Annotated in this window: 27 protein-coding genes; 19 read left to right on the top strand and 8 right to left on the bottom strand. The window is 54.1% G+C overall.

The window, feature by feature from the left end; genetic code table 11:
* Positions 1 to 61: 61 nt before the first annotated feature.
* From R3C20_03905 to R3C20_03890, 4 genes are all read right to left on the bottom strand, one after another.
* Positions 62 to 277, bottom strand: coding sequence for a hypothetical protein (locus tag R3C20_03905; protein MEZ6039623.1), 216 nt, complete (start codon positions 275 to 277; stop codon positions 62 to 64).
* 335 nt (positions 278 to 612) lie between these two features.
* A complete protein-coding gene (locus R3C20_03900) occupies positions 613 to 1,290 on the bottom strand; it encodes a DUF1553 domain-containing protein (GenBank protein MEZ6039622.1) in 678 nt (225 codons plus the stop codon).
* A 1,649-nt stretch (positions 1,291 to 2,939) separates the two neighbouring features.
* Positions 2,940 to 3,398: a DUF1549 domain-containing protein gene (locus tag R3C20_03895; protein MEZ6039621.1), complete on the bottom strand. Its 459-nt coding sequence runs from the start codon at positions 3,396 to 3,398 to the stop codon at positions 2,940 to 2,942.
* Positions 3,399 to 3,573: 175 nt separating this feature from the next.
* A complete protein-coding gene (locus tag R3C20_03890) occupies positions 3,574 to 3,849 on the bottom strand; it encodes a c-type cytochrome domain-containing protein (protein ID MEZ6039620.1) in 276 nt (91 codons plus the stop codon).
* Between the two features lie 452 nt (positions 3,850 to 4,301).
* Here R3C20_03890 and R3C20_03885 point away from each other — a divergent pair, with 452 nt between their 5' ends.
* The 3 genes from R3C20_03885 to R3C20_03875 all read left to right on the top strand — a co-directional run bounded on the left by R3C20_03885 (position 4,302) and on the right by R3C20_03875 (position 6,894).
* The gene (locus tag R3C20_03885) at positions 4,302 to 5,117 is read left to right on the top strand and encodes a hypothetical protein (protein ID MEZ6039619.1); all 816 of its coding nucleotides are present in this window, start codon (positions 4,302 to 4,304) and stop codon (positions 5,115 to 5,117) included.
* Positions 5,118 to 5,487: 370 nt separating this feature from the next.
* Positions 5,488 to 5,676 (top strand): hypothetical protein, encoded by a 189-nt coding sequence (locus R3C20_03880; protein ID MEZ6039618.1) that lies wholly within the window; start codon positions 5,488 to 5,490, stop codon positions 5,674 to 5,676.
* Positions 5,677 to 6,753: 1,077 nt separating this feature from the next.
* Positions 6,754 to 6,894: a hypothetical protein gene (locus R3C20_03875; protein MEZ6039617.1), complete on the top strand. Its 141-nt coding sequence runs from the start codon at positions 6,754 to 6,756 to the stop codon at positions 6,892 to 6,894.
* A 202-nt stretch (positions 6,895 to 7,096) separates the two neighbouring features.
* Here R3C20_03875 and R3C20_03870 read toward each other — a convergent pair whose 3' ends face one another.
* Positions 7,097 to 7,351 (bottom strand): hypothetical protein, encoded by a 255-nt coding sequence (locus tag R3C20_03870; GenBank protein MEZ6039616.1) that lies wholly within the window; start codon positions 7,349 to 7,351, stop codon positions 7,097 to 7,099.
* Between the two features lie 250 nt (positions 7,352 to 7,601).
* Positions 7,602 to 7,976 carry an HDOD domain-containing protein gene (locus R3C20_03865; GenBank protein MEZ6039615.1) on the bottom strand — a complete coding sequence of 125 codons (375 nt, stop codon included), beginning with the start codon at positions 7,974 to 7,976 and terminating at the stop codon, positions 7,602 to 7,604.
* An 802-nt stretch (positions 7,977 to 8,778) separates the two neighbouring features.
* Between R3C20_03865 and R3C20_03860 the strand changes: the two genes are divergently transcribed.
* From R3C20_03860 to R3C20_03830, 7 genes are all read left to right on the top strand, one after another.
* Entirely contained in the window at positions 8,779 to 8,988 is a 210-nt protein-coding gene (locus tag R3C20_03860) for a hypothetical protein (GenBank protein ID MEZ6039614.1), read from the top strand.
* Positions 8,989 to 9,035: 47 nt separating this feature from the next.
* Positions 9,036 to 9,350 carry a hypothetical protein gene (locus R3C20_03855; protein ID MEZ6039613.1) on the top strand — a complete coding sequence of 105 codons (315 nt, stop codon included), beginning with the start codon at positions 9,036 to 9,038 and terminating at the stop codon, positions 9,348 to 9,350.
* Positions 9,351 to 9,735: 385 nt separating this feature from the next.
* Positions 9,736 to 9,999 (top strand): M20/M25/M40 family metallo-hydrolase, encoded by a 264-nt coding sequence (locus tag R3C20_03850; GenBank protein ID MEZ6039612.1) that lies wholly within the window; start codon positions 9,736 to 9,738, stop codon positions 9,997 to 9,999.
* A gap of 194 nt (positions 10,000 to 10,193) precedes the next feature.
* A complete protein-coding gene (locus tag R3C20_03845) occupies positions 10,194 to 10,400 on the top strand; it encodes a hypothetical protein (protein MEZ6039611.1) in 207 nt (68 codons plus the stop codon).
* Positions 10,401 to 11,040: 640 nt separating this feature from the next.
* Positions 11,041 to 11,220, top strand: a complete 180-nt coding sequence (locus R3C20_03840) for a hypothetical protein (GenBank protein ID MEZ6039610.1) — start codon at positions 11,041 to 11,043, stop codon at positions 11,218 to 11,220.
* A 337-nt stretch (positions 11,221 to 11,557) separates the two neighbouring features.
* Entirely contained in the window at positions 11,558 to 12,127 is a 570-nt protein-coding gene (locus R3C20_03835; GenBank protein MEZ6039609.1) for a hypothetical protein, read from the top strand.
* Between the two features lie 348 nt (positions 12,128 to 12,475).
* The gene (locus tag R3C20_03830) at positions 12,476 to 12,622 is read left to right on the top strand and encodes a hypothetical protein (GenBank protein MEZ6039608.1); all 147 of its coding nucleotides are present in this window, start codon (positions 12,476 to 12,478) and stop codon (positions 12,620 to 12,622) included.
* A 411-nt stretch (positions 12,623 to 13,033) separates the two neighbouring features.
* Here R3C20_03830 and R3C20_03825 read toward each other — a convergent pair whose 3' ends face one another.
* On the bottom strand, positions 13,034 to 14,218 hold the full coding sequence (locus R3C20_03825) for an amidohydrolase family protein (GenBank protein MEZ6039607.1): 1,185 nt from the start codon (positions 14,216 to 14,218) through the stop codon (positions 13,034 to 13,036).
* Positions 14,219 to 14,231: 13 nt separating this feature from the next.
* Here R3C20_03825 and R3C20_03820 point away from each other — a divergent pair, with 13 nt between their 5' ends.
* Complete coding sequence (locus R3C20_03820; protein MEZ6039606.1) at positions 14,232 to 14,846, top strand: pyridoxamine 5'-phosphate oxidase family protein; 615 nt, start codon at positions 14,232 to 14,234, stop codon at positions 14,844 to 14,846.
* Positions 14,847 to 14,992: 146 nt separating this feature from the next.
* Here R3C20_03820 and R3C20_03815 read toward each other — a convergent pair whose 3' ends face one another.
* On the bottom strand, positions 14,993 to 15,805 hold the full coding sequence (locus R3C20_03815) for an SDR family oxidoreductase (GenBank protein ID MEZ6039605.1): 813 nt from the start codon (positions 15,803 to 15,805) through the stop codon (positions 14,993 to 14,995).
* A 312-nt stretch (positions 15,806 to 16,117) separates the two neighbouring features.
* On the opposite strand from R3C20_03815, the gene R3C20_03810 reads away from it, so the two are divergent.
* The 8 genes from R3C20_03810 to R3C20_03775 all read left to right on the top strand — a co-directional run bounded on the left by R3C20_03810 (position 16,118) and on the right by R3C20_03775 (position 26,480).
* Positions 16,118 to 17,263, top strand: a complete 1,146-nt coding sequence (locus R3C20_03810; GenBank protein ID MEZ6039604.1) for a PilT/PilU family type 4a pilus ATPase — start codon at positions 16,118 to 16,120, stop codon at positions 17,261 to 17,263.
* Between the two features lie 44 nt (positions 17,264 to 17,307).
* Positions 17,308 to 17,898 (top strand): phospholipid scramblase-related protein, encoded by a 591-nt coding sequence (locus R3C20_03805; protein ID MEZ6039603.1) that lies wholly within the window; start codon positions 17,308 to 17,310, stop codon positions 17,896 to 17,898.
* A 3-nt stretch (positions 17,899 to 17,901) separates the two neighbouring features.
* A complete protein-coding gene (locus tag R3C20_03800) occupies positions 17,902 to 18,642 on the top strand; it encodes a prolyl oligopeptidase family serine peptidase (protein MEZ6039602.1) in 741 nt (246 codons plus the stop codon).
* 272 nt (positions 18,643 to 18,914) lie between these two features.
* Entirely contained in the window at positions 18,915 to 22,382 is a 3,468-nt protein-coding gene (locus R3C20_03795) for a hypothetical protein (protein ID MEZ6039601.1), read from the top strand.
* 550 nt (positions 22,383 to 22,932) lie between these two features.
* Positions 22,933 to 23,742, top strand: a complete 810-nt coding sequence (locus tag R3C20_03790) for an OmpA family protein (protein MEZ6039600.1) — start codon at positions 22,933 to 22,935, stop codon at positions 23,740 to 23,742.
* Between the two features lie 39 nt (positions 23,743 to 23,781).
* Entirely contained in the window at positions 23,782 to 24,528 is a 747-nt protein-coding gene (locus tag R3C20_03785) for a PIG-L family deacetylase (GenBank protein MEZ6039599.1), read from the top strand.
* Between the two features lie 109 nt (positions 24,529 to 24,637).
* On the top strand, positions 24,638 to 25,378 hold the full coding sequence (locus R3C20_03780) for a protein phosphatase 2C domain-containing protein (GenBank protein MEZ6039598.1): 741 nt from the start codon (positions 24,638 to 24,640) through the stop codon (positions 25,376 to 25,378).
* An 85-nt stretch (positions 25,379 to 25,463) separates the two neighbouring features.
* A complete protein-coding gene (locus R3C20_03775) occupies positions 25,464 to 26,480 on the top strand; it encodes an efflux RND transporter periplasmic adaptor subunit (protein MEZ6039597.1) in 1,017 nt (338 codons plus the stop codon).
* Positions 26,481 to 26,553 lie beyond the last annotated feature (73 nt).

Below are 26,553 nucleotides of genomic sequence, written 5' to 3'. Positions count from 1 at the left end.
CATTGGCTGCCATCATGCAGCATCGCGAACTTTTTTGGGCAGGCACGTTGCCGTTATTATCTCAGGCGGAAACAGTGCATTCCAGCAGTCCTGCCGCCTGATTGCAGTTCACATCCACAAGCGGGCTGGTGGAGACCGGGTTGCCGGCGAAAATGTCAAACCCCGATTCAGTCAAACGTGACGAAGAAGTCTCGCGATAATTGACGAAGGTCTGAGAATCAGTTTTGAGATTCAGACGAATCTGCCACTTAAGTTGAACCGCCTTCAGTTCCCACACGACGTACCAACCAACTACGGTCGAGTGACAAATTCATCGACCGCAAACAAGGCCCGCGCAGCAGTCATCCAGGCAACGCTTCCGTATGGTCGACGGCGGCGGGATTTCACCTGAACGCCCCAGCAGATCCATCGACCTGCTGCCGTTGAACTGAAATCGCTCCCGCTGCTTCTGCAGGAAGAGATTGAGTCCGCCAACAGATTTCTCGGAACGCGTCGGTACTCGTCGGAAGAGCATTTCCAGTCAGATTGAATCGGGTCGGATGACTCTCAGTGGCAGGAAGATCCGCCAGAAGATGAACGGCAGCGTGCTTTGCAAGCTCCACAAACATGACATCATTCATCAATGTCAGTGCCTGCGGGAGTATTTGATCGGTCTCGCTGAGCGATACCGGATTCACCGCCAGGGCCATCGAAGGTCGTCACCATTGCGAATGGTGCCGTGCGTTGATCATGGTGTAAATACTTCGTCGATAGCGATCTTCTCCTCCACTGACTTCCATTTGGGCTGCCAAAAGCCACTTCTGTTATGCCCGCCGGCTGCAGAGGCATAACGGGCAGCCTCCTTTTTTCAGTGAAAGAACCCCGGAAGCGTAACCAACACAGAGTCACGAATAATCTCCGCCTCAGCCTCAGCCGGGGCATATAGGTCAACAATCGATTTTGCGGATCGCTCACTGCTGCATCGTGCCTGTATACTGAGGCCTGCCTGTAAGTCAAGAGCGCTGACAATCCTCCGATGCAATGACTTGATCGACCATGCATCGTCCTGCACAAATGTAACCGCAAGCCAATCCAGAAGTTCCGGAGTGATCCGGAGGCGATCCCTGCAATCAAAAGATCATCGACAGTCTCTACGATGCCGCGACCGAAGAAGGTAGCCCAATGGCTAACAACCACTCGCGATGTCAGGGGATTCTCAGCACAGACGATCCACCGAGCAAACTCGAGCCGGTTCGCAGGCTGGTCGACCGGCGAGAAATGCAGAACGTCTGGCGTGCCCGGCGTGACCATTCTTCCGGTTGTAAATACTCTCCGCGATGATGACGAAATGTGGGTCGAGGATGATTCTCCGGCGTTCGCTGAACACAAGAGTCGACATCGAATCCGGACGCCGTTGCAGATTCCGGATCTGTTCCACTGGCTCACTTGCAGTTTCAGCGAATCGAACAGGAACTGCTGGAAACAGACGGTTCTGGTCCTCCACGCTCAGATCCACTCAAGGGACTCGCAAAAGCTCCTCAATGTCTGAGGCGTAGTCGGTCGCTTTGGGACCATGTTGCGACTGACAACCTGAAAACCGGAAGCGTCCCAGAGAAGAACAGCGAAGTGCCGACCGAATGACATTTGGATACGGATCGGTTCGGCCTGCCTCGATCGGCTCCTTCAACTGAAAAACGGCGACATGCCTCTCTCCCTGCCTGCCGTGCACAGACCAGCCGGTCTGAATATCCCCATCAATGGCTTGCTTTGCGGTAGCCGGATTGTTGCCAAAACGATTCTGGGCATAGGTTTCACTGGCGTCTTCAATGGAGTGTTTTCCGTTAGCCGAAAAAGACTTCGAACTCAGTCAGAAAAAATCACCCAGAGTTCCCCTCGTAGTACATCGAGCCGGGACCTCGATTTGGTAAACGTTCATCGGTAACGCCTCGAGCCGAATTGCGGTCACGACATGGTCTGCGGGAGCCAGTGTGATTTGATAGTCGTCTCGCTTCGCCGTATCGCCGGACGCGAATGGAATCGTCTGATTCGATCGTCAATATAGGCGGGACCGGAGGTTGCCACGAAGTGCGGATGGAGGATTGCCCAGCTCACTGCGGTAGTGGCCTCCTTCAGCCAGTCGTCATACGACGTCTGGATGGATGCCTGACGACTGCTCAATTTCATCTGCTGACAATTGTCGCGCTAGATCGATCTGGCGTCGCCGATCGAATGTGAACTACCATGCTGTTGAGACGGTGAAACCACAAGCTGTGGCTGAGCGTCCCCACGGTAACTGTCGAACGCTGACAGCGGACTGCTTTAATCGAAACGACGCTTCAACGTCTTTCGGAATTCCCTTCGGTCCACTAGGCCCCCCAACCAGTGGATGAATCACCATCGAATGAACGTGCGAGCTCATAACCAGACTGTTCGACCGTCGACGTGGCGGATTCAATCGGAAGTTCAGTTAAACGGACATTGTTGTCTTTCGGCTGGTCAGGCTGTGATGTTGCGGTGATCAGCTTGCCTGAACCTTGATTTCTACTTAATACAAAATTGCCGCCGGAGGAATTGCCCGGGCCCGGACGGCCCCGTCGGAAGTGCAAATTCACGCAGCTTGTCGAAATCAATTGTCTCCGGAGTCAGCGGACTGACATAGGTCAGTCGATCGGGTAAATGAGAAGGGCAGGCAGCCAACTGTCATCAAGTTGTCGAATCGAGGCTGGTCCGACTGTGGGGAAGCATCATCAGGAAAATGTCCGGCGAATTGATCCGGAATCTGGCGAGGAAGCACCCAGCGCATCAGCTTTTATCAACGTTGCCGGGATCGACCTCGAGACCACCGGCCATTTGTCGGCAAGATTCGAGTTAATTCTTTCGCTTTTGCAATGCGTTTTTCCACTCGTCGTCAGAGGCATCGGCCAGTTCCAGCGATGGCTCGTAGCATTGTTCAAACGCCATCAGCCGATAATAGTCGAGTGGGTGATTGGATCGTACTTGTGGGTATGGCACTGGGCGCACCAAATGAAGCGTGAGTCCAAACCACGTCTCGTTCCTGTGGTGGCAACGCGATCCGTCATTGCATGGAATCGAAACTCCAGTGGATCGATGCCCCCTTCTTCGTTGAGCATCGTATTTCGATGAAAACCAGTGGCAGAATTTTTGCGATGTCGTTGCATTGGGAAGCATGTCCTGCGGCCAGCTGTTCCAATCGTAAACTGATCGAACGGCATGTCAGTATTGATCGCATCAATGACCCAGTCACGATAAGGCCAGATGGAACGGGGTCGATCTTTTTCGTAGCCATTCGTGTCTGCGTAGCGGGCGGTCAGCCATCGACGAGCCCAGAAGACCTCGGTTCCGCCCATATTCAGGCGAGACTGCAAGTTGTCAATCAGCTGACGCCAGGAACAGTTCATCGGCAGATGCTTCTGCTGAAACGAGGCGACCAGCCCACCTCATCGGCTTCCTGAACAGTCGGCGGCAGACCGATGAGATCGAGCCAAAGCGCGCCCGGATCAGCGACATGACGTCAGCTTCTCCCAGGCTCGACCCCGTTTCTCGCTTGCGTTGATGCAGGAAAGCGATCCGATCTCATTCCCAGATTTTGAACGCGTCTTCAGGAACGGGTGGTTTGACCGGTGCAATAAATGCCCAATGCTGTGACCAGTTCGCGCTGGACTGAACCCATTGAACCAGCAGTTGATTTCCGCCGCTGATCCCGTCAGTTGCTTCTTCGGCGTCTGCAGGAGGCATTTGTAAATCAACATCATGCGACAGAATCCGCTGGATCAACTCACCGCCATCGACATCACCAGGGTTCACAATGGAATATCCATCGCGTTGCTGAAGAGTCCATTTTGTGTCCAGTCGGAGGTCTGCCAGTCAAATCGTCGGACTGTAGCGGCTGAAAGCAGGCATTGCTGAGGATCGGGCGAATATCCCGCGCGAAATCAGGGGCGTCTTTGGCAGGCATCAGCCCGCGAAATGGCCACGGCTGTTGTAACAATCGTCACAATTTGCAACAAGATTTTCTGCATTCGTCCCGCCTGCATCACTGTCTTACTGACTGGCTCTCACGGATTTGCCGAACCGCTGTGTGACGAATCACCGGTTTGGCATCTTCCAACCTACGGCAAGCGGCCTTCTCGTGATTCGATGGCAGGCCATCATCCGGCACGTCCGAAAGAGGCCTTCGCGACAGGATGCACTGTTGAGGAAGCTACGTTATCATGGGCCAACTCGCTGCCACGGGGAACTGTGTCTGCTTTTGCCCGCGATTTTCAATGCCACTCCTTCTCGATGATACCACCTACTAAGCCATCGCCAGCCCACGGTGCGCCAAACGGGGCATCATTCGAATCAGTGGCGACCAGGCAATCACGCTCGCACTTTCAGGATTCACGGTCCGCGACAACGGCGGCGTGGCTGGGCGTCACGGATGCTGGGCGGGCTTATGTACTACCTATCGACTGGAAGGATTTCTGCAAATCGACGCACTGGGGCACGCGATTCCATGCTCCGCCATGGTCACTGGCCGACGACGAAGTTTCACTGGCCAGCCGATGGCCGAACTGCACCTTCCGGGAGCGACACCACTCATGGATGCCGTGTTGGAGGATAAACTGCGTCTTGGTGCGAGAATGGCCGGGCGAGGTGAATTCACTATGCGTGCATTCCTGGCCGGAAGAATCGACCTGATACAGGCCGAAGCCGTGTTGGGGGTGATCGATGCGGCACCAGTCACGCTGAACTCCAGCAGGCGGCTCACCCAACTTGGTGGAGGAATTACCGAGCGTCTTTCATCAGTGCGGCAGAATCTGATTCAACTGCTCGAGATCTTGAAGCGGATCGATTTTGTTGAGGAGGACATTGAATTCATCACCTGCAGTCAGATCCTTGAGCATTGCGACTCGCATCCGCACTCGATGTGGTTCAAACTCTCAAAGGACTCCGGCAATCGACTCCCTCCGGCTACCCGTCGGGGGTCCTGCTGTGTACCGGGATCCCAAACGCAGGTAAGGTACGCTGTTCAATCATCTGGCTGGCAGCCAGAAAGCCATTGTATCTCCGATCGCCGGAACCGCCGGGACTACCTTCTGACCAGCGTGATACTCGGAAAGACCCCGTTGATTTGATCGACACCCTGGCTGGGAAGTCAGCGTCGATACGATTATGCAAGCACAGCAAAAACGGGGTCAGCAAATCGAATCACGGACCTGATCGTCTGGTGCACACGAGCGGATATTTCTCCACAGGAGCTCGAACTGGATAAGTTACTGCGTCAACAGCTGGACGCTCATCCGGTGCCCGATGCATGTATGGACCCAGGTCGATCGAAAGTCCGAAACGAAATCTTTTGAATCAGCGCCCCTGCACAGCGGCTGAAATCAGCGTGCTGAGGGCAGGGGTGAACGTCAACTTGTTGATGCAGTTGAGAGCCAACTGCTTTCCAGCAAGCCTCGTCTTGTACGGCGAGTTGCTTGGAAGCACAGCCCTCCGAATGCCGTGATTCACTTCACAATGCTGCAACCGCCTTCAAAACCAGCGATCCATGCGACCCAGTCAGGGGCCGGCGATGAACTCATCTCCGTTGAAATTCGACACTGCCTGCATGCAGTTGGAATGATTCTGGGGGACGTTTACACGGACGACATCCTCGATCATATCTTCAGCAGCTTCTGCATTGGCAAATAGGCACTCCGTTCCGGTACCTACTCACCAGAGACGACTGAAGTCAGTTTGCAATTCACGGACGACCGTACCACAGCGCTTGAACCTGCGTTACGAGATGAGAGCGTTCTGCCGCAGATTCGGTGTTGTGACATTCTTCCACGTCGAAATTCTGCGATGTAGATCCAATCCGCTTCTGTCTTCACCCGCACACTATACTCAGGGGCATCCCCTCGCATTTCCTGCTGTCAGGGAGCTTTGTTTGCGGACTCACTGCCTGTGGATGTACCAGCCATGATTGCTCTCACGCAGTTTCCTGATCCGGACTTTTGATGCATAAGCACCGCCGACACAGGGTAAACCGGCGATGTATTATCTAACCCTAGTTCATGCATGCCATTCGCGTCCTGTTTTTCCAGGACTAACGTGCACATTCGTAGCCGACATCCTTCAGAAAATGTGTCCGAAAACATGAACACGAACTCACAGCTAACTCAAAACCATAAACGCGGCAATACCAGAACCAGAGTCTGGTATTACCGCGTTCGTCAGAACAGAGATTCACACGTCTTGCTGAGAGCCGAATGGAGAAAAGCAACACGAAGTTGCTGGCAGACCTAAAAGCACTTGCAGTCACGGAGCTCGGCATGCAAAGCCGCATTGGCGTTTGCAAATGCATCACCAGCCGTCGAAAAAATCGTACAGGCACGCAGACGATGAATATCGTTGTCTTCAGGTCTCCTGCTCGAGCCAGTCCCGTTGTTCAACAGGCTGTCAGGTTAGGTTATCGCCCGATTTGAACCTTAATTGTTTGATGGTGAGGAAGCGACCATTGCTGTTCGGGGCCGCAACTCGTCCTTCGGGCAGCGCAGTCCATCATCGAACTCCGCGACACAGAATCGATTTCGCCCGGACCGTTTTGCGTCGTACATCGCTGCATCGGCCGCCGCAAACAGGCGTTCCGTAAATTCAGCCGGGTCTTCATTGACCGTCCGCTTCACATAACCCAACGCTGATCGTCACCGGAATAGTCGCGGTGCCAATGTGAACAGGCAGTTGTTCGACCGTTTTCCTCATTCGTTCCCCAATCAGATTTATGACATGGGGACTGACATTATCCAGCAGGACGACAAACTCCTCACCGCCATATCTACCCAGCAAATCGACATCATGACAATGCTGAAGGGCCTCAGCAACCAGTTTCGAGACCTGATCGCCTGCCTGATGGCCGTGTATCATTGATTTTCTTGGTGATCGATGTCAACAACACCCATCCCAAAAGAATGGCCTCTCAATCGATGAACTGCAACTCTCTCTTTCATCTGAGCCACCAGATAGCCTCAATTGTACGCCCGTGAGTACATCGATTCGCGATGCTCGAAGCAGATCCGCAACCCGACGCTTCAACATACCGTTTTCTTCGAGCAATTGGTCCGGCACTTTCTCATTGGCCTCTGAAACCGTTGCCATCGGCGATATCCGAGAGAGTTGATCCAGTCTTCTGAAGAATATCCGCGACAGGCGGCACCTTTCGCGGATCGACCTCAAAATCGGCAATAGCTTCAATGCGATCACGGATCATCTGAAGCAAGTCTTCGATGTCATCTCCACCTGGAAGAGCGAGGTCGTCGAGACACTCCTCGAGCTCAACAATTGATACTCCCGCAAGCTCTTGTCGAGAGCAAAGATGCAATGGCATTCGCTGTCCGGGTGATTTTACCAGACGACTGTCTGAATCAGCCGGTTCGGACTGTCGGGCGTCTGGAAGTCAATCGCCCAGAATTGCGGACACAACGAACGGGCAGGCCAATCTGGCCCAGCATCACCGACGACATCTTGTGGTGAGTGAGTCCAAACTGCCAACTCCAGTGCAGTAAGCGGTACTCCTTCGTCGGCAGCTTTATCCAGTAGCGGCATGGCGAGCTGGTTCAGCTCGTAACATGGCCAGCTTACCAACGCGGATAGCAAACTCGTTGTGTAGCATTCCGATTTGAGTTTCGGCGATCCAAAATAACTCCCCAACATTTCCGATGCCGTCGCCTGAACTTGAAGGATCGCAACCCAGAACTGTTTGAAGTATGACGCATGTTCACCGGGCTCGATTGACTGTCGAGCAAGGAGAAACTGAGAACTAATGGGAACAGCACTGTTCCGCCCAGCAGCGTCGTGGCGCTGACAACATCGCTCACGTCGCCCATATTTCCGTATTGAGAAGAATTAGCCGCCTTCAGCAGCCGGGTTGAAATAGCCGGATCTTTACGAATGACCGAAGCAATCTGGTCAATCGAACTGTCCGGATCATCAAACAATCGTAAGACCTCGATTGCGATCGCTAGGCAACGTTGGCAATTTCAAACATCGTGAAGATCGATCGTCATGGTGCGTCAGTACCTCTGAGGTCAAATCACTTACGTCGTGATCAAAACGAAATAGATTTCTCCACTCACGTGAAACGAAATATGAGTCGGCCTGCATACTCACTACTCCGCAGCCCCCGCTAGATGTATGAGTCACCAACATTTGATCAGAGTCCACAGTTTTTCGATGGAATGGAAGAGTTCTGATCTTTACCATGGGTTAGTACCGCGCGAACTTCTGATCACTTTCCCACCGACCCACCGCCGAAACCGCTCGCCCCAAAATGCATGCTGGTAACCCGCTGCATCTACCTGTTCATCTGGGAACCGGATAATCGATCGCCTGCTTCGCGCTCACGCCTTGCGACAGAATTCCCCTCCAATCTTTCCGCGGAAGACCAGCACCACGAACGACCAGGTTTCCGCATACGTGGAATCAGGTAGGTGAAACCGGCACGGGGCATCGCCCGCCACGCCCTGCAGTCAATCAGCCCGTCAGACCTGGACCTGCATCCCTGCACTGAGTGAAGTGGGAATGGCAGTCGATTCACGCATTCCGGGGATCTGATACATTACTGTCCTGATACAGACTGCCCCGGAGTTCATGGAGAGAAAGCAACATTACAATGCAGGACAGTTCTCAAACATATTGATTCGCAGAAGCCCCAGACACTGGATCAGTTGTTCAGGAATTTCTGCGCATCGGTGTCAGTGCAGATTCTGATATGCTGGCGATGTCAGGCGTTGTGCGGAGTGGGTACGGGATGCAATGGAGCGTACTGGTCTGAGCGCAGTGATCGCGACTGACGGACACCCAATCGTTTACGGAGAGCGTGTTCAGGATCCAGCACTTCCGACAGTGCTGGTCTATGGTCACTACGACGTGCAACCTCCGGATCCGCTCACTATCCTGGACGACTCCGCCCTTCGGAACTACAGATTCGCGATGGAAAGATCTTTGCCCACCTGGTGCCACTGACGACAAGGGTCAGGTTTTTACTCATTTTGAAGTCCATCGAAGCCTGGATGCAGATTCGCGGCAGCCTGCCCGTCAATTTGAAATTCGTGATTGAGGGTGAAGAAGAAGTGGGCGGCGAGAACCTGGACCACTTCCTCAAAGAAAATGCAGATCGCCTGAAGGCAGACGTATGCGTTGTCAGCGACACCAGCCAGTATGGTGATGGAATCCCGGCGATTACCTACGGACTACGAGGAATCATCGCGGCGGAAGTACGTCTCACCGGACCATCGAAGGATCTGCACAGCTGGAATCTACGGTGGCAGTATTACAAACCCGGCAAACGCACTGGCTCGAATGTGCGGGACACTTGTCGGAGATGATGGACGCATCCGGATTCCAGGCTTTTACGACGATGTCATTCCGTTGTCGGACGAAGAACGCCGGCAATTTGCAAAACTTCCATTCGAAGAAAGTGTTTTCCTCAGTGAAACCGGATCCCAGTGCAGCATTCGGCGAACAGGGATTTTCAACTCTTGAACGACGGTGGACACGGCCGACCTGCGACATTAACGGCATCGTCAGTGGTTATTCGGGTGAAGGCCCCCAAGACAATTATCCCATCGGCTGCAATGGCAAAAATCACGTGCCGTCTCGTTCGGGAATGAAGCCTGAGAAGGTTCTGGAAAATCACTGGAGCTATACCTCCGCGATCAGTGTCCTGCTGGCATTTGGACTTGGTTTCTTCCGTTCGGCTGCGAAGCCTTTGTGTTTGATCCGACCAGCCCATGGATTTCAGCGGCAGGCGAAGCCGTTGCTGAAGCGTTTGGGCAGCCGCCTGTTTTCATTCGTGAGGGGATCGATTCGGTGGTACTCAGCTTCAAACAGATTCTGGGAATCGATACTCTTCTGCTCGGATGGGGCCGCAATACAGATAATCTGCATAGTCCGGATGAACATATCCACGTCGCAGATTTCGAGCGCCCGACGTACTGTCGAACGGCTGGTTGTGGCAGAAACTCGGTGGTGTAAAACAAGCTGATTCCGAATCTCTGCATCAGTCTTCAATGTCCGGAGTATCGCCAATCAGTGGACGAGACAAAAACCAGACAAGGATTTGTCTGCAATTCCTTTAACGCTTTTCAGGACCGATCTCCAGTGGGTCCGAACCACTCAATAATTCCATGAACCCAAACATAAACAACGTCGGCTGAAGGAGTGCTAACATGCTGGATCTGCAGTTCATCTGCGATCATCGCGATGAGGTTGAGCAGAATTGTCAGAACCGTGGAGTTCAGGTGGACATCGCGTCCATCGTTCGGCTGCGTGATGAACGCAGTTCGCTGATCACCCATGGCGATGAGCTGCGGCGCCAACAGAAAGAGCTCTCTGCTCAGATTCCCAAAGCATCCGCCGAAGAACGCCCCGCGTGATTGAAAAAAGGCAAGCAGCTGCGTGAGCAGTTGCTTCTGCTGAAGAAAGCAGAAACTGGTCGAAGAACAACTTCGTTCAGAACAGTCACGCGTTCGAACATGACTGACACACCCGGACGCTCGGAGAAGACGACGCGCGAGCTGCGTATGAAGCGTGACCAATTGATTTCAAGCCACTCGATCACTTCGATCTGGCAGCAAAGCTCGATCTCATTGACTTCGAAGCTGGTGCGCGTGTTGCCGGACACGGTTTTTACTACCTCAAGAACGATGCCGTCATGCTGGAAATGGCGGTATTCCAGCGTTGCGTAACCAAGTTGCGCAACAAAGGATTCACGCTGTATACGACACCGGATCTGGCCCGGGATTCTGTTCTTGAAGGCATTGGGACAATCCGCGTGGTGACGAAACTCAGATCTGATATGTCACCAGACTCCGACCTGAGCACGGTTGCCACCGCCGAGTACTCTCGGCGGCGCACCTGAGATCAGACCATTGATCTAGCTGATTTGCCAATCAAGTGCTGCGGCCTGTCCCACTGTTTCCGAACGGAAGCCGGCGCGCATGGTCGCCGCTTACGTGGCATCTATCGCGTCCACCAATTCACCGGAGTGGAGATGTTTGGATTCCAGCCGGCGACGTGGCTGCATCAGATGCACTACATCAGGAAATCGTCGCGATCGAAGAAGAAATCTTTCAGGAACTCGGCATCTGTTACCGCCTGATCGACACAGCAACCGGTGACCTCGGCGGCCCCGCCTGGCCTGGTTTGACGCAGGCTGGATGCCAGGCATGGAGAAGCTGGCGAATTCCAGGGTGAAGTCACATCGGCATCAAACTGTACCGACTATCAGGCGTCGACTGGGATCCGTTATCGCAGCCCGGAAAAGAAAGACGCAATTCGTTCCCCCGGTGAACGGTACGGCCATCTCCTGCGGCAGTACCATCATCGCCATCATGGAAAACTACCAGCAATCAGACGGTACAATCGCAGTCCCTGCGGTTCTTCAACCTGGGTCGGTAAAGTCATCGACTGGTTTCACCATCAGCGTCTCTAACCTTGCAACAACACCACACAAAAGCCCGAAGCAGCCTGCCTCGGGCTTTTTTGTTGTGGGACTGTATCACACAATTCTCCTGCGAATGTCTTCCTGCAAATGCCAGGCACTAATCAAAGGAACGAGTACCGTGAATTTCAGGACTCTTCAAATATCTGCGGACCACCTGTACTGATAACTCTGGTGAATCATCCCGGCATTCAGGCGGATGAAGCATCGCCCCTGATCCAGTCCATTTTCGGGGAGGTTGTTGTCTTCAGCAACCGTGATGGCGAATGGCACCACCTGGTTTCACCCTCGAGTTTACGCATGCTCCCCGGGAAATGGCGTGAGCCTTTGGCATTGATGACGCTGCAGGGAATCGGTGGCTCCGATTACTTTGGAACAGTGCACTGGTCCATGTCGCGGAACTTTGGACGCACATGGAGTCAACCTGAACCGATTTCTGCATTCGCCCGGGAAGTCGTAGCAGGGCGAGGCAAGACGGTCTCACAGCAGGTGTTTGCGATGTCGTGCCGGGTATCATCCGGAGTGGACGCAGATCCTCGCGGCTGGTCATGTGGTTTTTTACAAAAGGGGATTACTTCGCCCGAAGGAGCAGCTTCCAAGGTTTCCCGTTTACGCGACCCGATCATCGGATGGAACCTGGTCTTCCCGGCGTATTCTTGAATGGGATGATCCCCCGCAGGCTTTGTTACACCAATAACTGTGGCCGTATCATTACCCAATGGCGACATTCAAGCTCGCGCTCCGCATTACAGGCCTCCAGGAAGCAGATCGACTTGTTGCAGGGGTGCGTGCCAGCTACGACGGACAGGAACAGAATTCGCGATGTGGGACCGCAATGGCCAATCCGCATGGACGAGGATTGTGGAACCAAGCGTCACAAAATTTAGAAATCAGTTCTGGATCACAATGAGAGCCGAAGACAACCATGGCTATTGCCTACGCTGTAACACGGATTGTACTGGGATGAGAAACAAGCCTGGATCTGGGACGACGGAACAACCATCGAAAATGTCAACAATCACTCAACAACACTGGCTCACGCACAGCGATGGGTTGTATCTGGTCTACACTCGAAAAGACGAATCGAATATCAACGTCATACGCTGGAGATCGCCTCTTGGGTTGCCGAGGTTGATACGAAGAAGCGGTGCCTGATCAGATCCACGGAACAGATTGTGCTCCCATTGGCAGTGATGGAATCCGTGCTCCGGAGCAGGTTGCTTTGATGGCAACTTTCATGTGAAGGAATGCTGGTCCGCATGAGTCATGATTACCGCCGTGGGTGAGTGGATCAGAGCCAAAGGAAACACAGGCGACGTTCTTCTTGCTCGCATCCGATGGTCTCGACCAACAAGTACTTCCAGCTCAAATAAAACCGGATGTGCTGACTGCACTGGAGCATGCACAAAATGATCATGGAGTTAACTACCCGCGTGGGCCGGCAGCCCTTCCGCACGAAGCTAGCTGTTCGTTGAAACACCGGGACAGGCACGCAGGACAACTGGAAACCATCATGTTTTCAGGTCTCCTGTTTGAGCCAGTCCCGGTTTTCAGCAGGCTGTTGGGTTAGACGATTCGTCGCCCATGCACCATCACCTGGTTGATCAGCAATCGGCGACTCAGCAGCAGGATATCTGCGGATTTCCCGACCTCGATGCTGCCTGTTTCATTTGCGATCCCGGCTCGTTCTGCCGGCGTCAGGCTCGCCATCCGGATGACTTCCGGCAGGGGTAACTTCGTGGCAGATATCATCTGACGCACCATGTGATCCATTCCGTTGACCGAACTGGCGAGGCTCCCTTCAGTTGCCCAGCCGACTCGACCATCACTTTCAAACCATGTCCCGCTATGTTCGTTACCAAAGCGATATCGTCCGGAAGGCATGTCCATAGCGCGATTACAGTCGGTGACAAGACACAGCCGGGAAGGTCCTTTCATCATGGCAGCAAAATGAAGCAGTTCGGGTGAAAGGTGCATTCCATCCGCGATCACTTCAGTACTCATTTCCGCATTTGCCAGCACAAATTCAGTCATGCTGCCCTGCATCGGCACTCCTAACCGTTGGCGGACAGAGGAAACGTTGCTCATGGCGCACCAAAAATGGTCAACGTGTCGCATGCCAGCTCGAAAAGCGAGTGCCATTTCCTGCCAACTGGAGTTGGAATGGCCACAGGTGACCAGACATTTCCTGCGGCGGGCCACCTTGTAGAAGTCGATTGCTCCCGGCAGTTCAGCCGCGCAGGTGGCAATCCTGATCATTTGGGTTTGGAAGTATCGGTCGAACTCTTTTGCAACCGGCGGGCGGCACTCATCGCGCGGGTGGCATCCCGTTTTGTCCTCGGCAAAGTAGGGACCGTAGAGATGCACACCGGCAATGCGACTACCAGCGTGATCCGTTCCTTCGCTCTGCACCGTCCGGCAGGCGTCAATCATCGCCATAATCTGGTCGAATTCACCAGTGGTGGTCGTTGGAAAAATCGTGGTGGTGCCGTGCCGTGCGTGTGCAGCGCAGACGGTTTTGACCGCCTGGACTGTCCCATCCATGAAATCAGCCCCTGCACCACCATGGACGTGGATGTCGACAAAACCCGGAGAAATGTATCCTCCCCGGGCATTCAGCGAATGTGTATTTGCGGGGATTCGGCCACCCGATTTCACCGAGACGATCCGACCTCCGTCGATGATGATCACCGCGTCATCCAGGAGTCGATCAGGAAGAATGGCTGTGCCATTGTAGATAATCGTTTTCAAGGAAAACTGCTCCATGTCTGTAGAAACTCAACCCTTCCGCATGGTGAACGATTTGCACATCATTGAACAGGACTGCTGGCGACATCTTTCTGCTGCAGTCGATGATCGCGACCACCCGTGGAGGCTACCCGTGATGGCAACGACATCACCGATCGGCGCAAAACAGAGAACGCTCGTTCTCAGAAAGGTCGATGTCTTCGAGAAGACGCTCTGGTTTCACACGGATATACGTTCGGCAAAGGTCGCGCAGATTCAGGCAGATCCCCGAGCTTCACTGTTGTTCTACGACCAGGCGCTGGGGGTCCAATTGCAGCTTTGTGGCGTCTGCACAATTCACACCACCGATTCCGTTGCGGACACTGTCTGGTCGACAGCTGCGCCGGAAACACTGAGAGCGTACCTTGGCCTACTGGCACCCGGTACGGAAACCGCGGCGTCGAATGTTAACCTGCCGGAGAATGTCCGGGGGCGCATTCCAACACGCGATGAAGTTCAAGGCGGGCGCCGCAACTTTGCGGTCATCATTTTTCAGGTACAAAACGCGGACTGGCTGCATCTTTCACGAAACGGAAATATCAGAGCCTACTTTGACATCATTTCAAAAACACGCCGATGGATAACGCCCTGACATGAACAAAGGTGCTTCGCAACATCATTGAAATGGGATTTGCGACTTCCAGGCGTCTTCCACTGACCTGGCCCGAACGGCATTTCGCTCAGGCCAGGTATGGATCGAATCGCCAGGGCTCCGCTGCGTATCTGCGGCCGACGGACTCAGATGGTTGTTGAGGAGAAACCACCGTCAACGACAATGTTCTGTCCTGTTACGAAAGACGAGGCCTTGTCAGACGCCAGCCAAACGACAGCGCCGGAAAGTTCTTCCGGCTTTCCGAAGCGAGCCATTGGTGTATGCCCGATGATTTGACCGCCGCGTTCGGTGTATGACCCGTCATCCCGGAACAGTAGCGCCCGATTCTGTTCGGCAGGAAAGAAGCCCGGACTGATGGCATTCACGCGAACACCTTTCGTTGCCCATTCGCGTGCCAGAAACATCGTCAGGTTGATCACTGCTGCCTTCGCCGCGCTGTAGGCGACAACGCGTGACAGCGGAATCATGCCGGACATGGAGGCGATGTTGATAATGCTTCCTTTGCCCTGCGCCAGCATAGTTTCTCCAAATACCTGCGATGGCAACAGAGAACCGCCGACCAGATTCAGATCAAAGACGCCATTCCAGGCTTCCTTCGGCAACTTGCAGAAATCCGATCCGGGAGGCAACGTTGCGTCAGGACGATTTCCCCCAGCAGCGCTGACGAGAATGCTGACCGGCCCCAGTTGATTGTTGATCTGATCTCGGGCCTCCGTCAGAGAATCGACACACAACGCATCCACTGACTGAAACATGGCTGTACCGCCAGCTGCTTCAATTGCTTTGACGCGTGCGTGGCCACGCTCTTCATTCCGACCGAGGATAGCGACACGGGCTCCAGCTGACGCCAACGCTTCCGCCATGCTGCCGCCCAGTACGCCGGTACCCCCAGTTACAACCGCAACATCGCCGGTCAGGTTGAACAAATTGCCCGTCATTCATCTGCTTCCTGTATTTGACTGCGGGACGAACCCGCTGGAAAATGCATCCGATAAGGCCCGTATCAGAACTCTGACAGTAGCCTGGGTCAAGCCGATGGGTGCTGTTGCCGAACCTGCGAAACTCATCCATGAACTCATGAACCCGATCCGTGGCAACTTTTCCTCAGGTCGCAACATTCGTTTTGTACTGATTGTTGCCCGGCATGAAACCTGGTTACACTTCCGCCTCGTTTCCAAAAGCTGCACGGCAATCCTGTCGTGAGAGTATCGACCAGCGTAATTGTTTCAGAGCGACCGGAGTGACTTCCCATGGTGTTGATTGCTGACTGGAAGAAATCAACCTTCGACCCCCGAAAAGATCTGGAGGTTGACAAGATTTTTCGATTGGCCATCAAACACAAATGTTCCGACATCCATCTGCAGGTCGGGCGGCCACCCATCTTCCGCATTCGAGGCGGTTTGAAAGAACTGGAGATGCCGCCCATTACCGAAAGTCAGATGATTGAACTGACGTTTCCGATGATGGATCAGCGTAACCTGGACATTTTTCACCGGGACGGCGGTGCGGACTTTTCGAAGGTCGTCGCACTGGACAACGATCCCTGGCGATTCCGCGTCAACCTGCTGACTCAGCTTGGAAAAGTCGGTATGGTCGCCCGAAAGATCGAGCGGTCGATTCCACCGTTCGAAAAGCTGTTTCTTCCCCCCTGTATGGTTGACCATTGTAAATACGACCAGGGGATGGTGTTGCTTGCCGGTGTGACGGGGTCCGGAAAAAGTACGACGATTGCGTCGATGCTGGACTGGATTAACCGCAACATGAATAAACACATTCTGACGATCGAGGACCCGATCGAGTTTATCTACACATCCGACAAATGCCTGATCAATCAGCGAGAAATTGGTCAGGATGTCATCGACTTTCACGTCGCCATGAAACACGCGGTTCGAGAAGACCCTGACATCATGCTGGTGGGTGAAATGCGAGACCGTGAAACGTTCGAAACCGCAATTCATGCGGCAGAAACAGGGCACCTCGTTTTCGGAACGATTCACGCTCCGGGAGCACCCGGAACAATTTCGCGTATTCTGGACTTGTTCCCGTTCGACATGCACAGAGCCATCCGCGCCAGCATGGCGATGAACCTCAAATGCATCGTGGGCCAGAAACTGTTGAAGACGATTGTTGACGTGCCGCCACGCGTGCCCATTGTGGAAATCATGAGCTTCAATCCCACAGTACGTAAACTTGTCATGGAAGAAGCTGACGAAAAGCTATGGTCCGCAATCCGGATTGGCAAGGACGAAGGAATGCAGCTGTTTAATGACAGCCTGTACGACTTCGTGACAAGGGAAATAATCAGTCGGGAAGCTGCCTTCGAAATCTCCCCCAACGTCGAAGAGCTCAAGATGCGACTCAAAGGAATCCAGGTCAAAGGACCTTCGATCCTGTAATTCCAATCAAACCCGGAAACGATACTCCAACGGAGCTCGGGTGAATGCACCCCGTCCTGAACCACAATCTGTATCTCGTCAAAGAGCATGTTGCCATGTTCAAGGCGGCCAACAACTTTGACATATTCGCCCCCGAAACAGGTGAATTGCTCATCGAATGCCGAGAACCAAATCTTGGAGCGTTGACGCGACTGTTTCGTTTCTCCGAATACAAGACCATGACGCCGTTCGCCATTGAACTGGCGACACCATCCGGGGAACCCGTCTTAAACGTCTCACGCGGGATTTCACTGTTCCTTTCAAAGGTTGATGTCCACGACGATCATGGCCAGAAAATCGGTGGCTTCAAACAGAAGCTCTTCTCAATCGGTGGTGCATTCAATGTCCTTGGCCCGGACGACCAGACTCTTTGCACGCTCAAAGGAAAATGGACGGGCTGGGACTTCAGTTTCAGGGCGGACGACGTCGAACTGGCTCGCGTTACCAAGAAGTGGGCGGGGCTGGGCAAAGAGCTTTTTACATCAGCCGACAACTACATTCTGGAAATCTCGGATTCTGTGCCGCGGGATAACCCAATCCGAGGCCTGATCCTCGGCGCTGTTATGTGCATCGACATGGTCTTAAAGGAACGCTGAACAATGAACCGCCTGATCGCATATTCGCTTGCCGCTTTGTCCTGTCTTGCAACTGCAAATGCGCAGGAGAAGCTGACAACAGCCGTCGGCCAGCAGGTGGAAGCCACACTGGCTACCAATGACGGTGGCTCCATTTCTTATCTGATTTATCTTCCCAAAGACTACGACCCATCTGCTGCAAAGCTGCCATTTGTACTTTTCCTGCACGGTCGCGGAGAAAGCAATGGTCCCCTGTCTCTGGTTGCCAAATGGGGTCCACCGATGATGGCCGCCGAAGGAAAGCAGTTTCCTTTCATTCTTGTTTCACCACAATGCCCTCGCGACGATGCATGGTCCTCTGAAGTGCAGCAGAAACGACTCGTCGAGTTGCTCGACCATATCGGCAGCAACTATCACGTAGACCAGAATCGTGTTTATCTGACGGGACTCAGCATGGGAGGCTACGGTTCCTGGCGACTGGCTGCCGATCATCCTTCCCGATTCGCAGCAGTTGTTCCGGTCTGCGGCGGTGGAAAGCCGGAAGATGCTGACGCCCTGAAGGCACTGCCTATCTGGGTCTTTCATGGCGATCAGGACAGTGCCGTTCCCTTCTCGAAGTCTGTAGAGATGGTCGATGCAATCCGAGCTGCCGGAGGCACGAAAATTCGTTTCACCACCATGGAACACATCGGGCACAACTGTTGGTCCGCTACCTACGCAACTCCCGAGTTGTACTCGTGGCTTTTGAGCCACAAACGCGAATAATCGCGTCCCTCAGAGTCGCACGAACCCATAAATCCCGCAGAATTCGGACGCTGCGGGTCGGGTCGTAAGATTGGGCCAACGAAGAAGCAGCGCTTGTCGTACCTCTTTTGATGGTCAATGAGGCGAACCGGGAACCGTAATGCTAAGCTCCCAAGCTTCAGAGTACCGCTGCGCGGCAGGGTGACTGCCGAATTGACTGAAATGGGCATGAACTGGAGGGGCAATCCCATCCATACGTGCCCATTCCCCAAATTGTAAGCGAGAGATGGCGCGTGTCCGACGAACAGAAAAAGCCAGCTGACGAACAGTCTTCCCTCAACGGAGCTGAACCCACCGGGGCCCAGGATGCGGAGGCACCAGAGCCCGACGCGTCTGCGGTGTCAGCAAATTCGGCATCTTCCGAAGAGACATCGAGTGATTCGGTCACTGCCGAGACCTCAGTCACGACGACGCCCCAACTGGAAGATGAACTTCCGGACATCGAACCATTGACTCCGGAACTGGTTGAGGAAGAGGCGATTCGGGGCGATTTCATGCTTCGATGGGCGGCCATATTCCTGGCGTTGTTGTTCGGATTCAGCAAAATGTCCGACACACGCACGCTGGTTCATATCAAGACCGGCGAACAAATGCAGTCGGACGGTTTTCTGCCGTCAGCAGTCGATACATTGTCGTTCTCGGCCGAAGGCAAACCAGCCGTCAATCTCAGTTGGTTATTCGATCACCTGACCAGTCTTGTCTGGTCGGCAGCAGGTGACGCCGGACTCTCTGTTTTCAAGGCTTTGCTTGCGGCCATCACCGCATGGATCCTCTCCCGAATCTCAGTACCGGAGATGCCCACCTGGTGGAATTCGATTTGCGCGGTGTTCGCCATAGTCGCTTGTTCCGGCGATTTCACGGTATCAACCGAAATCATCACTCTGCTGGGCATGGTTATTCTGATGGCAATCCTGCATCAGCATCGCGAAGGAGTGGTCAAAGGCATTACGTGGAAACTACCTTTGCTGATCGCCGTATGGGCAAACCTTGATCCCCGCGCGTGGATTGGCTCCCTTGCAACAGTGCTGTACGCGATCGGTCTGATGACTGTGCGCAGCCGCCGCGAGTCAGCTGTTGATGCCGGTAAGCCACCAGAAACAATGCCTGCGGGGCAGGGCCTGGGTCTCGCAGCCGCTCTTGCAGTCGCCGCTCTCCTGCTGAATCCGTTTCCATTGAATTCGCTGCTTTCTGCAACATCCATTTACTCAGTTGAGTATCCAACGATGCAGGAGCAGCGCCCGTTAATGTCTTCACTGGCTGGTGTCAGCTTCGATAACCGCGTCGACTATTTCTCGATGCTTGACCCCGACGCGTTTACACTGTTTGACCACACGCAAATCGCTGGAATTGCTCTTATTCTGATCGCCGTCATCGCCCTGATTCTGTCGCAAAGTGCTGCTGATCGAGGGTTTGCTTTCATGCTGGCAGGACTCTCTGTGCTGGCGATCTATGCGACACACGAATTGCCAGTCACCGCGCTGACAGCAGCGGTGATTTCAGGAACCGTGATCCAGCGATGGTATCGACGCAACTTCAACCTTCAGTATTCGGTGGACACGAAAGAGCTGATGTTTTCGCGCGGTGGCAGGGCCGTCACTGTATTCGTATTCGCGTTCCTGGGCTTTTGCGTGGTTGCAGGTCGCCTGCCAGGCAATACGCCTGTTGGACTTGGATTCGAAGAAGACACCAAGACAACGATTCGCACGATCGGCGAGCAACTGGCGGAGATCCCGGAAGACGCTCGTATCCTTCATACGCGTATCGATCAAGGTGATATCCTGATCTGGCATGGACGCAAGAGTGCTATCGACAGCCGGATTATTCCATTCGGACGGATGAGCAATCCGGATTCCATTACGGCTCGACATCGCATGATCCTGCGAAATTACCTGCGTCCGCCTCAACCAGCCATCGAAGACGAGGAAAAGAAGAAGCAGGAAGAAGAGCTCGCGGCCGCGACACAGTACGTCGAAGAACTTAACGTCACCCATATGATGCCGCGTCTGGCTCCTCCCGGAGTTCCTGACTATCAGTCAATCCAGATGCTCGCCACGCGGCCGGACTGGCTTCTTGTCGAACTGGGACCGTCAGCTGCATTTCTGGAGCGGGTTTCACCGGACTTACCCCAGGCAGAACGAGCCAAAAAACTTCCAGCATTCGGTGTTCAGGCGTTTCAGGAGGCGGAAAGCACGCCCGCTGTGCGCGTCGATTTTGCCAGAACTCCCGATTTCTACGAAACATGGATCTACCGAAAACGGCCGAGCCAGGACGAGCACGTTCGCCAGGCCGAACATTATCTGCGACTGTCCGGTGGCCAGATGCAGTCGCTCGACCAGGTCATTGCGAGCCTTTCGCTCACCACGCTGGCCATCCGCGAACTCAATCAGTCTCTCTACACCGACCCTCAAAACAGTTATGGGTATCGCCTTCTCGGTGAATGCTATCGGCAGATTAACAATATCGAAGGCATCCTGTCCGGCGTTCAACCTGAAGGCAGTTCCTCCACGCGGGAGGAACTTCGGTACATGCAAAGCGTGATGGCACTTCGCCAGTCGCTCAATAGAAATCCCGACGACGTTGATGTTTGGGGGATCCTTTACCAGTTGTATTCGTCCCGCAATAAACAGGACCTGGCATTGGCCGCCCTGGAGAAATGGCTTTCTTTGCAGGGATCCGGCCGTAAGACAATCCAACAGGAAACGCTCATCAAAGAGATGCGTGACACTCGTAATGCGCTTTCCGACGTTGTGAAGGATAATCAGCAGCGTCTGGAAGAGATGATGCAATCCAACCCGCTGCCGGAAGATGCTACGGAGAAGGGCAACGCGATCATCGGTCTGGCTTCTTCTTTGATTCAGGCCGGCTTCCCACTTCAGGCCCTGGGAATCATGAAGGACCACGACGTCATTGTGCAGCAAAATCCAATGGGACAGACCCTGATGGGGGCTTTGCTGCTGGAATCCGGCGATGTTGAGAATGGCTACCGTTCTGTCACGTCATTCGCTCGCATCGCGAGGGATCAGCCGGATGCATTCCCCGGGATGCAATGGCACCTCGGAGGAGCCATCAGTCAGCTTTCTATCGCCGACTACCAGTCAGCCATCGAAATGCTGTCCATTCAGCTGAAAGAAATCGAACAGGCAAAGGCTTCTCCGGAACCGTACCGGGGCGTTCTGTTATCTGCCCCGCTTGCCAGTGAAGTGAATTTGCTGCCGCAGGCCATGATCTCACAGTGGCCGATCGGGCACCTCAGTTCCCTGCAACTGCCGGTTGCCGGAGTGGCTCGAGCCGAATCTGAGGTCCGATTCCTGATTGCACTTTGCCATATCGAAGACGGGAACGTCCAGGCTGCCCGACTGATCCTTCAGGCAATCATTGTCGAAGATGGAGAATCCGCAAGCCGAAATCTTGCATCGTACTATCTCTCACTCATGGATAAAGACGGGCTGAAGTTCATTGAAGAACACAGCTATTCCCCGTGGGAAGATTTCGATTTCGTTGCTTTCGCTGACAATTCCGCAAACACCGATGGAGGCTCCGTGACGGCTGCGCCGGACACAGCTGGCAAACCTGCGGTTCGTAGCCCGGAGCCTGCTCTGGAAGAAACGCCTGCCGAAACGCCACAGACTCAGGGTGAGCCGAAGAACGAATCGCAGGATTCCGCTCCAGCCGAGCAGCCGGCTGCGAAAACGGACAATTAATCGACCGTAAGAATCTCACGGAAGCGTCCCACTGACGCCAGACTTGTCTGCGTCTCCATCGCCGGACGTGTCATAGCTCGCGTGCGCACGGAGGCAAAACCCGCCGACTTGCAACATTGCATCCGCAAAACCTGTGTCACCGTTTGCGAGCAAGATGGGAGGTATGCAGACGGGCGAGCCCCTGCCCACAGCGGTCATTCTTTGAAGAATCTGCCGCTGTCTGTGAACCACCGGGCGTAGGCGGGCTCCAGCGAACTGGCCATTTTTGCCGATTCGCAAGTATCCCCTCGTGAGAAACAGGCTTGTCGGACGACTGTATTCGGCAGCATCTGCGGATTTACGATCATCCAAAGGGTATGCCGTCCGACGTGTCTTTGAAATCTGGCCATTTCTACCAAAGGTGATCTCGGGATGCTTAACCGTGCCAGGTAACCTCTGCCACAGCCGCGTCCGAACGCGCCGGAATGGCGACAGCAAAGATTGTTGTCGCAGGTTCTGGCGGCAGATCACCTGCTGGTTCGGTTTCGTCAAATCACGGATGAGATTTGCAATGAAAACACTTCAACTTTGCATCGCTACAGCATTGCTGGCAACAAGCTCCGGCTGTTGTCTGTTCGGTGGTCGCTCAACGAATGAGCTGGCTGCCTCTCAATTACATGCTCGCGAACTTTACGCCGAGAACCAGCGTCTGTTGTCATCTCAGATGCAGACCCAGCAAATGCTGGCCAGCGCTGAATCAGAAAAACAGATGCTGTTAGAAAACCTCAGCAACACAGATTCGCAGTTACAGAGCGCGAATGCGCGCGTCGAAAACCTGCTGGCTGAACGCGGAGAGCTCACCGACCGATATGCCAGGGCACTGACGGGAACGGACCCGCTTCTGGCAGGCGGAATTCCCGGAGCGGACCTGACGCCTGATGGATTTATCTACGATGCTGGTACCGGGCTGAACAAATTCCGTCAGGACATCCTGTTCGATCTGGGCAGCGACGCTATCCGGGCGGAAGCAGAACCGATCATTGCCGACTTCGCGTCCACAGTGAATTCCGGAGCGGCCCTCGGAATGAAAATCCTGATTGTCGGTCATACGGACGATCAGCAGATCGTTCGAGGAGAGACCGCGCGAAAACATCCGACCAACTGGCACCTGTCAACGGATCGAGCCGACGCCGTCATTCTGGAGCTGACTAAACGTGGTGTCAGCCCCGAACGCATCGCTTCGATGGGCTATGGCGAGTTTCAGCCGGTTGAAGCGTCGGTTGCCGAAACAGCTCGACAGAGAAATCGCCGTGTCGAGCTTTACATTGTGCCTTCAGACATCAATACGGCCAAATGGGATCCGGTATCTGCCGTCCGATAGCAAACGCCGTGTCACAACCGATCCGGAAGACACTCGATCATGTCACACCAGGAACTTCCCGAACCACTCGATGTCATCGCCGTCGGTGCTCACCCGGACGACGTGGAAATTGGCTGTGGCGGTACGCTCGCGCGGATGGTGCAGCAAGGACAGCGTGTTGGCATCGTTGACCTCACCGACGGTGAACCCACACCCCTGTGCCCCGATCCTCAGATCCGACTTGAAGAGGCAAGACAAGCCGCGGATGCGTTGGGCGTTCACGTTCGACACACACTCAATTTACCCAATCGCCGCTTATTCGATTCGTTCGAAGCGAGAGTTGATCTCGCCAAGATTTTCCGAATTTATCGTCCAAGACTGGTCATCGGAATTGCAGAGAAGACTCCACTGGCTTCACCGGATCACTGGCAGGCGATGCAAATCACCGATGCGGCCATTTTCTATTCCCGACTGTCCAAGTGGGATCAGTACTTCGACGAATTGCCCGTTCATCGAATTGATCGACAGCTTTGGTACCCACTGGGACTTCAGAATCTCAGCCGCCCGGAAGGTGGGGGAGAATTCGTTTCGGATATTTCCGAAACACTGGAAACGAAGCTAGATTCGATCCGCTGCTATAAGACTCAATTTCCACCGGGGAAGGAACGGGTCTTTAAACTCGTGGATAGTCAGGCAAGAATGCTGGGGGCCACCACAGGATTCGAAGCGGGCGAACTCCTGATCAGTGCGACGACACTGGGGCTTCAAAGTGTCTTCGAGACAATATGCGGGGCAACGGTCCGGTGAGCTGCTTTTAGGTTTTCCCCTGTTTCCAGATCCCGTATCATTGACCTGTGTTTTGTATCTTTACTTTTCGGTTTGAGGGCGACTTCACATGTCGCCGGCGAGCATACAGATGGTTTCAATCAGGACTGGTCAGGTCAGCATTACAGGCAATTTTCGTGAGAACAACGAAGACAGCCTGGTCGTTGACGAAGAGCATCGCTTTGTCATCGTCGCCGATGGCATGGGCGGCCAAAGTGCCGGCGAAAAAGCCAGCGCGCTCGCGGTCGAACTGATACCGCAGAAGCTGTTGCAACTGGTCGATTTTTCCGGCGGAGAAAGCGCTGGAATAGTAGATGCGATCGATCAGTCCATTCATCACGCCAACTCCGAAATTATGGCACTCAGCGAGGTTAACCCAAGCTATCGCAACATGGGGACGACGGTTGTTTTTCTGGTGAAAGCAGGCAATCAATTTTTCGTGGGTGGCATAGGCGACAGCCGCGCCTACGAACTGCGTGCGGGAAAGCTGAAGCAGATTACGACGGACCATTCTTTGACACAGGCGTTGATTGAAGCAGGTACAATCTCGGCCACTGAGGCCAGAACGCATCGATACCGTAATGTTCTGTACCGTTATCTCGGGACTCGAGATGGCTCTGCGGGCTCGAATGCGGCAGAGATCACTCCACAGCCTGGCGACCGGTTCCTCCTGTGTTCGGACGGCGTAACAGACGGAATACCAGACGACAAGATTGCTGAATTGCTGCAATCATCAGATGACCCTCAGGCAATTGCAGAGACCGTTGTCGCTGCTGCCCAGGAAGGCGGGTCACGGGATAACATCTCCTGTGTCGTCGTGCTGGTTGACTGACAGTCGATTGTACGATGAATAGAAATTCAGCCACGAAATGGCTCAAAGATAACTCATGGGCGATAACCGCCCGAAAGGACTGACAATGCAGGTTCGTTTCGCCATTACGCTTGCGATTGCCGGCGCGATAGCCAGCATCGCCGCACCGGATGCGACGGGGCAGCAACGTGTGCCCGCCCACAACTGCTCGATCCGCATTCTCAAGGAGATCCCTCTTTCGACCCAGATCCCCGGTCACCTGACTTTCGTGAATCCGGTTGAAGAAGGTCGGATGGTCCGCATCGGTGATATCGTGATTCGATTGGACGACGAGCTAATACAGGCACAGCTCGCCCATCTGGAAAAGAAAGCGGCGTCGACCACAGAAATTGACTTCGCTAAAATCGCTCAGGCTTCAGCCGAAGCGGACCTCGAGGTTCAGGAGTCGGCCAATCAACAGTCTCCCGGAACCTTTACTGAAACAGAAATCCGGCGTGCGAAACTGGAAGTCGACAAGGCCGCAGCCCAGCTCGCAAAGGCATCCGAAGAAAAAACCATTCTTGGCCTGGAGGCCGAAACAAAGCGAGTGGAACTCAAGCAGTACACAGTGGAAGCTCCGATCAATGGAGTTGTGACGAAAGTTCATTGCTTCCCGGGACAGGCCGTGCGGCAGGGTGACCCAGTGCTGACTGTTGCAGACTTGTCTGTTGTTCGAGCCGTCCTGGATATCGACCAGTCCTACTTTGGAAGCATCTCCGTCGGTGACGAAGTCGAGCTCACGGCAACCGGGCACGCGGCAAATCCGACAGCACCTTCTCCGGTACCGAATCCACAAACAAACGGTGGAATTCTGTCCCAGTTCCCAGGCGGTGGCAGTGCCTCACCTGTACAAAGCAGTGCCACACCGGAGAATTTCGCGGAAGCAGCAGCAGTTCCCGGACGTGCATCATCTCTCCGCGGAGAGCGATTTGTCGGACAGGTCACCCATATCCTGCCACGGCTCACGCAGGAAGGTGCCCCGAAAATTGAGGTGTATGTCAATGTCCCCAACAGGACGGACAATGAAGGGCGATACCTGCTTCTGGAAGGGATAGGGATGACCGCCGTTGTCATTCACAAATAGAAGCGCCGGTTGCGTCCTCAAAGAATTGATTCTTGTTCTATCCATCGCCGAACGCTGAAAGCCTCTGTGGCAA

This window comes from Planctomycetaceae bacterium, from assembly GCA_041398825.1.
Taxonomy (GTDB): Bacteria; Planctomycetota; Planctomycetia; order Planctomycetales; family Planctomycetaceae; genus F1-80-MAGs062.
Note: the sequence above shows the minus strand (reverse complement) of the source record. Positions and strands in the feature narration are given on the sequence as shown.

What these genes read in the sequence shown, in the direction of transcription:
- R3C20_03900 (MEZ6039622.1), bottom strand. Translation starts at nt 1,290, where the DNA reads ATGGTCACGCCGGGCACGCCAGACGTTCTGCATTTCTCGCCGGTCGAC.
- R3C20_03780 (MEZ6039598.1), top strand. Translation starts at nt 24,638, where the DNA reads ATGGTTTCAATCAGGACTGGTCAGGTCAGCATTACAGGCAATTTTCGT.
- R3C20_03775 (MEZ6039597.1), top strand. Translation starts at nt 25,464, where the DNA reads ATGCAGGTTCGTTTCGCCATTACGCTTGCGATTGCCGGCGCGATAGCC.
- R3C20_03820 (MEZ6039606.1), top strand. Translation starts at nt 14,232, where the DNA reads ATGTCTGTAGAAACTCAACCCTTCCGCATGGTGAACGATTTGCACATC.
- R3C20_03830 (MEZ6039608.1), top strand. Translation starts at nt 12,476, where the DNA reads ATGTCAACAATCACTCAACAACACTGGCTCACGCACAGCGATGGGTTG.
- R3C20_03860 (MEZ6039614.1), top strand. Translation starts at nt 8,779, where the DNA reads ATGGAGCGTACTGGTCTGAGCGCAGTGATCGCGACTGACGGACACCCA.
- R3C20_03815 (MEZ6039605.1), bottom strand. Translation starts at nt 15,805, where the DNA reads ATGACGGGCAATTTGTTCAACCTGACCGGCGATGTTGCGGTTGTAACT.
- R3C20_03810 (MEZ6039604.1), top strand. Translation starts at nt 16,118, where the DNA reads ATGGTGTTGATTGCTGACTGGAAGAAATCAACCTTCGACCCCCGAAAA.
- R3C20_03805 (MEZ6039603.1), top strand. Translation starts at nt 17,308, where the DNA reads ATGCACCCCGTCCTGAACCACAATCTGTATCTCGTCAAAGAGCATGTT.
- R3C20_03870 (MEZ6039616.1), bottom strand. Translation starts at nt 7,351, where the DNA reads ATGCCATTGCATCTTTGCTCTCGACAAGAGCTTGCGGGAGTATCAATT.
- R3C20_03800 (MEZ6039602.1), top strand. Translation starts at nt 17,902, where the DNA reads ATGAACCGCCTGATCGCATATTCGCTTGCCGCTTTGTCCTGTCTTGCA.
- R3C20_03895 (MEZ6039621.1), bottom strand. Translation starts at nt 3,398, where the DNA reads ATGAACTGTTCCTGGCGTCAGCTGATTGACAACTTGCAGTCTCGCCTG.
- R3C20_03855 (MEZ6039613.1), top strand. Translation starts at nt 9,036, where the DNA reads ATGCAGATTCGCGGCAGCCTGCCCGTCAATTTGAAATTCGTGATTGAG.
- R3C20_03875 (MEZ6039617.1), top strand. Translation starts at nt 6,754, where the DNA reads ATGGGGACTGACATTATCCAGCAGGACGACAAACTCCTCACCGCCATA.
- R3C20_03845 (MEZ6039611.1), top strand. Translation starts at nt 10,194, where the DNA reads ATGCTGGATCTGCAGTTCATCTGCGATCATCGCGATGAGGTTGAGCAG.
- R3C20_03785 (MEZ6039599.1), top strand. Translation starts at nt 23,782, where the DNA reads ATGTCACACCAGGAACTTCCCGAACCACTCGATGTCATCGCCGTCGGT.
- R3C20_03790 (MEZ6039600.1), top strand. Translation starts at nt 22,933, where the DNA reads ATGAAAACACTTCAACTTTGCATCGCTACAGCATTGCTGGCAACAAGC.
- R3C20_03835 (MEZ6039609.1), top strand. Translation starts at nt 11,558, where the DNA reads ATGCCAGGCACTAATCAAAGGAACGAGTACCGTGAATTTCAGGACTCT.